The sequence below is a fragment of the Pseudomonas sp. PS02290 genome (genome assembly GCF_029960075.1).
Classification (GTDB): Bacteria; Pseudomonadota; Gammaproteobacteria; order Pseudomonadales; family Pseudomonadaceae; genus Aquipseudomonas.
The window spans coordinates 1-8,504 of the sequence record NZ_JASCOY010000149.1 but is presented as its reverse complement, the minus strand read 5'-3'; the positions used below and the strand labels follow the sequence as shown (position 1 = coordinate 8,504).

The 8,504-nt window shown below is 64.2% G+C and carries 7 protein-coding genes; 5 read left to right on the top strand and 2 right to left on the bottom strand.

Translation table 11 applies throughout. The features are described from left to right. Nucleotides 1–738: 738 nt before the first annotated feature. Together QMX88_RS27885 and QMX88_RS27880 are read right to left on the bottom strand one after the other, a co-directional pair. Nucleotides 739–1,485 carry a response regulator transcription factor gene (locus tag QMX88_RS27885; RefSeq protein WP_192173609.1) on the bottom strand — a complete coding sequence of 249 codons (747 nt, stop codon included), beginning with the start codon at nucleotides 1,483–1,485 and terminating at the stop codon, nucleotides 739–741. Further along, on the bottom strand, nucleotides 1,470–2,756 hold the full coding sequence (locus QMX88_RS27880; RefSeq protein WP_282373473.1) for a GAF domain-containing sensor histidine kinase: 1,287 nt from the start codon (nucleotides 2,754–2,756) through the stop codon (nucleotides 1,470–1,472). Before QMX88_RS27880 ends, QMX88_RS27885 begins: the two co-directional genes overlap by 16 nt. Before the next feature lie 310 nt (nucleotides 2,757–3,066). On the opposite strand from QMX88_RS27880, the gene QMX88_RS27875 reads away from it, so the two are divergent. The 5 genes from QMX88_RS27875 to QMX88_RS27855 are packed head-to-tail and all read left to right on the top strand — an operon-like array spanning nucleotide 3,067 to nucleotide 8,425. Beyond that, nucleotides 3,067–4,041, top strand: coding sequence for an ABC transporter substrate-binding protein (locus tag QMX88_RS27875; RefSeq protein ID WP_282373472.1), 975 nt, complete (start codon nucleotides 3,067–3,069; stop codon nucleotides 4,039–4,041). A gap of 59 nt (nucleotides 4,042–4,100) precedes the next feature. Next, on the top strand, nucleotides 4,101–5,558 hold the full coding sequence (locus QMX88_RS27870) for a sugar ABC transporter ATP-binding protein (RefSeq protein WP_282373471.1): 1,458 nt from the start codon (nucleotides 4,101–4,103) through the stop codon (nucleotides 5,556–5,558). After that, nucleotides 5,555–6,544 carry an ABC transporter permease gene (locus QMX88_RS27865; protein WP_083233150.1) on the top strand — a complete coding sequence of 330 codons (990 nt, stop codon included), beginning with the start codon at nucleotides 5,555–5,557 and terminating at the stop codon, nucleotides 6,542–6,544. The genes QMX88_RS27870 and QMX88_RS27865 overlap by 4 nt, the downstream gene beginning before the upstream one ends. Continuing rightward, complete coding sequence (locus tag QMX88_RS27860) at nucleotides 6,541–7,497, top strand: ABC transporter permease (protein WP_282373469.1); 957 nt, start codon at nucleotides 6,541–6,543, stop codon at nucleotides 7,495–7,497. Before QMX88_RS27865 ends, QMX88_RS27860 begins: the two co-directional genes overlap by 4 nt. Before the next feature lie 16 nt (nucleotides 7,498–7,513). After that, nucleotides 7,514–8,425 (top strand): SMP-30/gluconolactonase/LRE family protein, encoded by a 912-nt coding sequence (locus QMX88_RS27855; protein ID WP_282373467.1) that lies wholly within the window; start codon nucleotides 7,514–7,516, stop codon nucleotides 8,423–8,425. Nucleotides 8,426–8,504 lie beyond the last annotated feature (79 nt).

Genomic DNA, 8,504 nt, shown 5'->3' with positions numbered 1-8,504 from the left:
CCGGTCCCGCTCCGTGGGCCCGCCGCCATCCGCCATCCATGGCGGGGGGCGGCTCTCGCGGCATCCATGCCGCTCGGCCCACTCCGCGAGACCTGCGTTCAGCCTGCACCCAAGTCGCGATTGGTGTCGTTTGGGCTTTTGGCGTAGGAAGATCAAAAGCAGATCAAGAGCAGATCAAAAGCAGATCGAGGACAGAGCAAACGCTAAGGACTTGTGGGAGTGAGCTTGCTCACGAAGGGGGCGGTACATCCGACAGATATCTGGTGTTTGTGATACAGCATTCGCGAGCAAGCTCGCTCCGACAAGGAGGGGGACTGTCAGCAAAAATGTCGGCGCCTGAGCGGGCCTCTTCCCGGCTAAAGCCGGTCCCACTAAAAGCACCGCATACACCCTGTGGAATCGCCTCGACTGTAGGACCGGCTTTAGCCGGGAAGCCCTTGATCTTGATCTTGATCTTGATCTTCGTGCGCAAGAATTCCAGACGACACCAATCGCGACTTGGGTGCAGGCCGAACGTAGACGACGCGCAGTGGGCCGAGCCGCATGGATGCGGCGAGAGCGCCGTCAGGACATGGATGTCCGTTCGGCGCGGGCCCACGGAGCGTCGTCGAAGTGAGGGAACCCGACGAAGTCGGGCCAAACCGGGAGCAGGCACTTTTGCTTACTTCTAGTGCTTTTTAAAAGTAAGTCGCCGAAGGCGAAACAGTCTGCCCCCAGGCAGACGCTCTTGATCTCCCCTCAGCCCCCTCCAAACCGATGCCGTGCCGGGTTTTTCAGCCACAGTTGCAGTTCGGCTTCGGCCTGTTCCAGCGCCGTGCGGTTGAGCAGGCGGCGGAGCAGGGCGACGTTGACGGCGCGGGCGCGGAGGTTGAAGGCGGTGCTGCGTTCGCCGGCCGCATCGGGCTGGTAAACGCCGAGCTTTTCGTACAGCTGCTGCAGCCGGTTCTGCACGCTGCGCAGCGACAGGTTGCGGCGGGTGGCGATGGTGCGGTCGGTGAGGCCCAGGGCGATGTCCTGCAGCACTTCGTATTCGCCATCACTCAGCCCGGACAACTGATCGTGGGCCTTGAGCTGCACGCCGCGAATCTCGCGGTCGATCACGCACTGCTGCTCGATGAACAACCCCCGCAACGCCAGGCGCAAGCGTTCTTCCGAGGCGGTCTTGAGGATGTAACCGTAGGCCGCCCCCTGGGGCACGATCCGCGCGATGCCCCGCACATAGGCCTCGTCCGAGTAATTCGACCAGAACAGAATCGACGTGTCCGGCTGCTGCCGCCAGATCGTCTTGGCCGCTTCGACGCCGGTGCGGCACGGCATCTGCAGGTCCATCACCACGGCATCCACCGGGCTCTCGCTGAACAACCGCTCGCCGATCTGGCCGTCTTCGGCCTCTAGTAAACGCGTGCATTCCGGCAGGGCCACTTCGATGACTTCGCGCAGGAACGCCCGGTGCACCGGGTCGTCTTCGATCAACAGGATTTGCATGGAACCTCCGTTTCAACGGACGGCGCAGGCTCAACGAAAAGCGGCAGATCTGCCAGCGGCAGGCACACCCTTACTCGCGTTCCCCGCTCGTGGGGCCCGCGTTCGATAAACAACTGCGCCGCCATCAGTTGCGCGCGCACCTGCATGTTCTGAATGCCGCCGCTGTTGAACCGGTGGCCGACGTCCAGCCCAATGCCGTCATCGTCGACGGTCAACTGCAACAGGGCGCCTGTGTGGCTGATGTGGATGACGATGCTGTCCGGCATCGCGTGCTTGATCGCGTTGTTCACCGCTTCCTGAATGATGCGGAACACCGCGACTTTCACCGACTCCGGCAAGCGATCGCCCATGCCGTCGGTGCTGTCCTGCAGACGCGTTTCGATGCTCAGGCCGCTGTCTCGGACGCTGCGCCGCAACAGGTCTTCAACGCCTTCTTCGAAGCCGAACAACTGCAGCACCGTCGGCTTCACTGCATCAATCAGTTGCCGCAACTCCTGCATGCTGTCCTTGAGCGAGCAGGCGATGCCGCGCAAGTCCTCGCCCGGCACGCTGGGCAGGGTTTGCAGGCGGGCGATGCGCCGGTGCAGGCGGGTCATGTCGGCGAGGGTCTGGTCGTGCAAATCCATGCCGACCCGTTGCCGTTCACGCTCCAATTCCTCGGTCAGGCGCAGCGCGCCCTGGCGCAGGCCTTCTTCTCGGGCACGCACCTGGGCTTCGGCGATGGCCAGTTGTTTGGCCTGTTCGGTCTGGCGCAGGGCATACACGTACGAGGCCAGCAGATCGGCGACGTGCTGGGTGTGGCGCACGTCATCCAGGGTGTAGAAATGCTCGGTGTGTTTCGAGCAGCTCAGCGCACCGATGATTTCACCCCGGGCGCGCAAGGGCACGTGCAGGCGACTGCGCAGGCGGGCGTCGAAAATAGGGTGGTTGGCGGCGCCGGGAAAGGCGAAACGTGCGTCGTTCATGGCGTCGTGGGTCAGCAGAAACGCCTGCTCGCCCAACAGCACCGCTCGAATGGGGCTGGTGTGCACCGGCATCGGTTGAGCGACATCGCCCCACAGCGTGTGCACGCCGCTTTCATAGGTGATGTGCTCGCGGCCGTCGAGGATAAACAGGCACACGTCGAGGTGGTCGTGGGGCAGGATCGGGCTGATTTCCCGGGAGACGGCGTCGATCATCGACTGGAAATCCAGCTGGCCGGCGAGGGCGCGGGAAATACCGAGAAAATGATGCAGCACGTCTTCGGCAAGGGTGTGCGGTCGCTGTGCCATGGGCTTCAACCTGTTTTTATTTTTGAAATCTAACGAAAGGGCAGCCGGGACAGTATGGCCCCTGTGCGCTAAAAAGAACGCAGGATCCTGCAGGTCGCTTGCGGGATCCCGCATCAGGTCTGCACGATTGACCACTGACGCTCCGCGCCGGCCAGTGCAGACTCGCCGCGTACTGTTCGTAATAAGGTGCGACCGACGCCGTCGGCCACCCTGCAGCCCCCATAAAAATAACAAGGGTTCAACTATGAAAAGTCGTCGTCATCCGCTACGCCGTTCATTGCTTTGCGCTGCACTGGCCGTGGCGCCCCTGATGGCCCTGCCTGTCGCATCCCATGCCGATACTTCCGACAAGAAGATCGCGCTCTCCAACAATTACGCCGGCAACTCCTGGCGCCAGCTGATGCTCGCCAGCTGGCAGCAGACCACCGACAAAGCCGTCAAGGATGGCCTGATCGCGTCGGCTGACAGTTTCACCACGGCGGAAAACCAGGCCACCGAGCAAGCCGCGCAAATCCAGAACCTGATCCTTCAGGGCTATGACGCCATCGTCATCAATGCCTCGTCGCCGACGGCGCTCAACGGCGCGGTGAAACAGGCCTGCGACGCCGGCATCATCGTCGTCTCCTTCGACGGCACCGTCTCCGAGCCTTGCGCCTACCGCATCTCCATGGACTTCAAACAGACCGGCATCGAGCAGATGGATTACCTGTCCGAGCGCTTCCCCCAGGGCGGCAACGTCCTGGAAGTGCGCGGCCTGGCCGGCGTGTCGGTGGACGAGCGCATTCACTCCGGCATCACCGCCGGCGCGCAGAAACACCCGAACCTGAAAGTGATCGGCGAAGTGAACGGCAACTGGTCACCGACCGTGGCACAGAAAGCCGTTTCCGGCGTGCTGCCGAGCCTGCCGAAAGTCGACGCCGTGGTGACCCAGGGCGGTGAAGGCGTCGGCATTGCCCAGGCCTTCGTCGCGGCAGGCCGTCCGTTGCCGGCGATCATCTTTGGCAACCGCGAAGAAGAACTGACCTGGTGGAAAAAGCAAAGCGACGCCCAGGGCTATCAGAGCTTCTCGATCAGCAGCGGGCCGAGCATCTCCAGCCTGGCGTTCTATGTCGCGCAGCAGTTGCTCGACGGCAAGCAGATGCCCCATGACCTGCTGTCGCCAGCGGTCATCGTCACCCAGCAGACCCTCGACGCCAGCCTGAAGGACCTGCCCAAGGGCGGGATCGTCAGCGAGACCTACAGCGTCGACGACGTCGCCAAGCTCAAGCCCGCCGCTTCCCTGTGAGCTTTTCCATTTGAGCACCGCGGGCCGCGCTGCCTGCGGCCCGCCAAGGAATTCTGACCATGAACGCAAATGGACCTGTGCGGGTGGCCTTCGTCGGCGCCGGTAAATCGTTCGGCGCCGTGCGCGCCCTGAGTGACGTCGACCTGATCGTGCGCGCCGGCGAATGCCTGGGCCTGATCGGCCACAACGGCGCGGGCAAATCGACCCTGATGCAAGTGCTCGCCGGCACCCTGGCCGCCGATTGCGGCCAGTTACTGATCGAAGGCCGCGACCTGCGCGAAGGCTATTCGGTACAAGTGGCGCGTCAGCACGGCATTCGTTGCGTGTTCCAGGAACTGTCGCTGTGCCCGAACCTCAACGTGGCAGAGAACACCCGGCTGATGTCGCCGGCTCTACGCGGCTTCGGCTGGCGGCGTCGGGCCGGTGCGCTGATCGAAGCGATGCTCGAGCAGATTTTCCCCGGCCACGGCATCGACGCCGATGACATCGTCGCTGACCTGTCCATCGGCAAGCGGCAGATGGTGGAAATCGCCCGGGCGTTCATCAACGTCGATGAGCGCCTTGATCTGATCATCCTCGACGAACCCACCTCATCCCTCGACGCGCGGGTCGCCGAGCAGCTGTTGCGCCATGTGCGGCGTTTCGTCGAGGGCGGCGGCAGCATCGTGCTGATCAGCCACATCCTCGGCGAAATGCTCGGCACCTGTGACCGCATCGCGGTGATGCGTGACGGCAGAATCGTTGAAACCCGAGCAGCGCAAGACTTCACCCACGATTCGCTGGTGGAAGTCATGGGCGGCACGGCACGGGAACAAGCGCAGGCGACACAGGACTTCGCCTCCCGACGTGAGCAGGGCAGCCCGCGGGTGCGACAGCGTCCGGCGCGACAAACCGATGAGCGCTCGGTGCAGGCGTTTGCCGGTGAGATCGTCGGGCTGTCCGGGCTGGCCGGGCACGGCCAGAGCCAGTTACTGACCCAGGTGCTGCGCGACTGCATCAAGCGCGGCACCGGCGCCAGTTTCGTCGCCGGCGACCGCCAGACCGACGGCGTGTTTGCGCTGTGGTCCATCGGCGAAAACATCACCATCGGCTCCCTCAACCAGCTCAAGCGCGGCCTGCTGTTGAACCCCGACGCCGAGCAGGCCATGGCCGATGACTGGATGAAGCGCATGAGCATTCGCACCCCGGACATGGGCAATCCGATCCTGTCGCTGTCCGGCGGCAACCAGCAAAAAGCCTTGTTTGCCCGGGCCCTGGCGTCCGACAGCCAGATCATCCTGATGGACGATCCCATGCGTGGCGTCGACGTCGGCACCAAGCGCGAGGTGTATTCGATTCTGATGGAGGAGGCGGGCCGCGGCCGCACGTTCATCTGGTACACCACCGAACTGGAAGAGCTGACCTATTGCGATCACGTGTATGTCTTCCGCGACGGCCAGACCGTGCTCGACATGCCGCGCAGTGAATTGAGCGAGGAGCGCATCCTGCGCAGCTCCTTCGCCGAGGAAACCCCATGAATGCCCCGTTGAATTCCGTTGCCCGCGCACCCGTCGCGACGCGCAACAACGCCGCACGCCGCGCCCGCATGCTCCGCGCTGCCTTGCCGGCGGTGTCGCTGGTGGTCTTGCTGGCGACCATTTTCATCATGCAACCCCGGGCCATGAGCTACATGGGCCTGAACCTGATGCTCAACCTGGCGGTGCCGATTGCCCTGGCAACCATCGCGCAGATGCTGATCATCAGCGTCAACGACCTTGACCTGTCCATGGGCAGTTTCATCAGCTTCGTTGCCTGCGTGGCCGTGACGCTGCTCGATCAACACCCGTTCCTCGGCTGGCTGGCGCTGGCCGGGTGCGTGGGCGTGTATGCGCTGCTCGGTGCGTTGATCCATAGCCGCAACCTGCCGTCGATTGTCGTCACCCTGGGCATGTCGTTCATCTGGGTCGGCGGCGCGATTCTGCTGCTGCCGTCACCGGGTGGGACGGCGCCGCAGTGGCTGCAAGCGTTGGTGCGAATCAAGCCGCCGCTGATTCCGCTGGCAATCATCGTCTGCATCGTGCTCGGGCTGGCCATGCACTTTTTCCTGATGCGCTCCACCGTCGGCGTGGTGTTGCGCGGCGCCGGCGGCAATCCGCTGGCGATCGCCAAGGCCGGCTGGTCACTGCTGCGCATCAAAGTGGCGATGTACGCCATGGCCGGGGGCTTCGGCGTGTTGTCCGGGCTGTTTCTGGTGGGGCTGACCACCTCGGCCGACGCCAACGTGGCGTTGCGTTACACCCTGTTGTCCATCGCCGGAGTGATTCTTGGCGGCGGCGAATTCGTCGGCGGGCGCGTGTCACCCATGGGTGCTGTGCTTGGCGCGCTGACCCTGGTGCTGGCCGGTTCGCTGCTGTCGTTTATCCGCATCTCGCCTGACTGGCAGATCGGCGCCCAGGGCGCGATTCTGATTTTCGTGCTGGCGCTGCGTGCGGCGGTCAATCGTCTGGAGGTACGCCCGCTATGAGCACTTCAACTATTGCAGCGCTGCGCGGCAAGCCATGGCTGTGGTCATTCCTCGCCGCGTTATTGATCTGGGTGGCGACCCTGGTGTTCACCGGCGGGCAGGGCGCAGGCGCGCTACTGTCCGGCGCGCTGGCGTTCTCGACCTTCTTCGCGATCGTCGGCATCGGCCAGATGTTCGTCATCAGCACGGGGCCGGGCAACATCGACCTGTCGATCCCGGCCAACATCGCCCTCAGCGGCGCCCTGGGCATGAAGCTCATGGACGGCCAGGATGCGAACATCTGGCTGGGCGTGGTCGGCGTGCTGGGCATCGGTGTGCTGGTGGGCTGCGGCAATTTCGCGTTGATCCGCCTGCTGCGCATTCCGCCGATCATTGCGACCCTGTCGGCCAGCTTCATCCTGCAATCACTGGCCATCGCCTATGGCCGGAGCGTGCGGGTGCCGCCGCCGGACAGTTTCTACACCTTCGCCACCGGCCGCGTGTTCGGCGTGCCGTATCTGGCCCTCGTGGTGATCGCCGTGGCGGTGCTCATGGGCTACGTGCTGACCCGCACCCGCTACGGTCGCTCGGTGCTGGCCATCGGACAAAACGCCCGCGCCGCTGAACTGGCCGGGATTCGGGTTGGCCGCATGCGCTTCGCCACCTACGTGCTCTGTGCGGTGTTCGGCAGCCTCTGCGGCCTGACCCTGGCCGGGTTTTCCGGCGGCGCGTCGCTGGGCATGGGCGAGGAATACCTGCTGGCCTCCATCGCCGTCGTGGTGATCGGCGGCACCTCAGTGGCCGGCGGGTTTTCCAACGTGCCAGGCATCTGGGGCGCGTCGCTGTTCCTTTACCTGCTGGTGAGCATGCTCAACACCTTCGGCGCCAGTGCCGGGGTGCGGCTGATCCTCACCGGCCTGATCATCATCGCGGTGATTACCGCTGTCAGCGGCCGCAAAAATGCCCGCGCCTGAATTAAGGATCGAACCTGTGTCCGACGACCTCTACGAATGCCATGACAAGCGTTTCCACCGCCTGATCCTGCCCAACACCCAGCTCGAGCGCCTGTACGACCAGTGCCGCTGGGCCGAAGGGCCGGTGTGGTTCAACGACGGCGGGTATCTGTTGTGGAGCGACATCCCCAACCAGCGCATGTTGCGCTGGACCCCGGAGCAAGGCGTGTCGACGTTCCGCACCCCGTCGAATTTCGCCAACGGCAACACCCGCGATTTATTGGGACGGCTGATCACCTGCGAGCACGGTACCCGCAGCGTGACCCGCACCGAACCGGACGGCTCTATCACTGTGCTGGCCGAGCGCTTTGAAGGCAAACGGCTGAATTCGCCGAATGATGTGGTGGTGCACCGCGACGGCGCCGTGTGGTTCACCGATCCGAGCTACGGCATCCTCACCGATTACGAGGGCTATCAGGCCGACGAAGAGCAGCCGGGCCGCCACGTCTACCGCATCGACCCGGACAGCGGCGAGATCGCCTGCATGGCCAACGACTTCGTGCAGCCCAATGGCCTGGCGTTCTCCCCGGACGGGCAGACCCTGTACATCGCCGATTCCGGCCGCTCCCACGACCCCGATGGCCCCCACCACATCCGCGCGTTCGAGGTCATCAATGGGCGTGAGCTGGGGCAGTCGCGGGTGTTCGCGGTGATCGAACCGGGCGTGCCGGACGGCATGCGCGTGGATGTGCAGGGCAATATCTGGACCAGCGCCGGCGATGGCGTTCAATGCTTCGCCGCCGACGGCACCTTGCTGGGCAAGATTCGCCTGCCGGAGAAGGTCGCCAACCTGACCTTCGGCGGGCCGCGCCGTAACCGCCTGTTCATCGCCGCGAACACGTCGTTGTACTCGGTGTACGTGGCGGTGGCGGGGGCTCAGGTGCCTTGAGCGATGAACGGGCAGGGCGCGCGGCGTTTGACACCGCGCGCCCAATCCTTAGAGTTTGAAACGACCGACCACGGTGCGC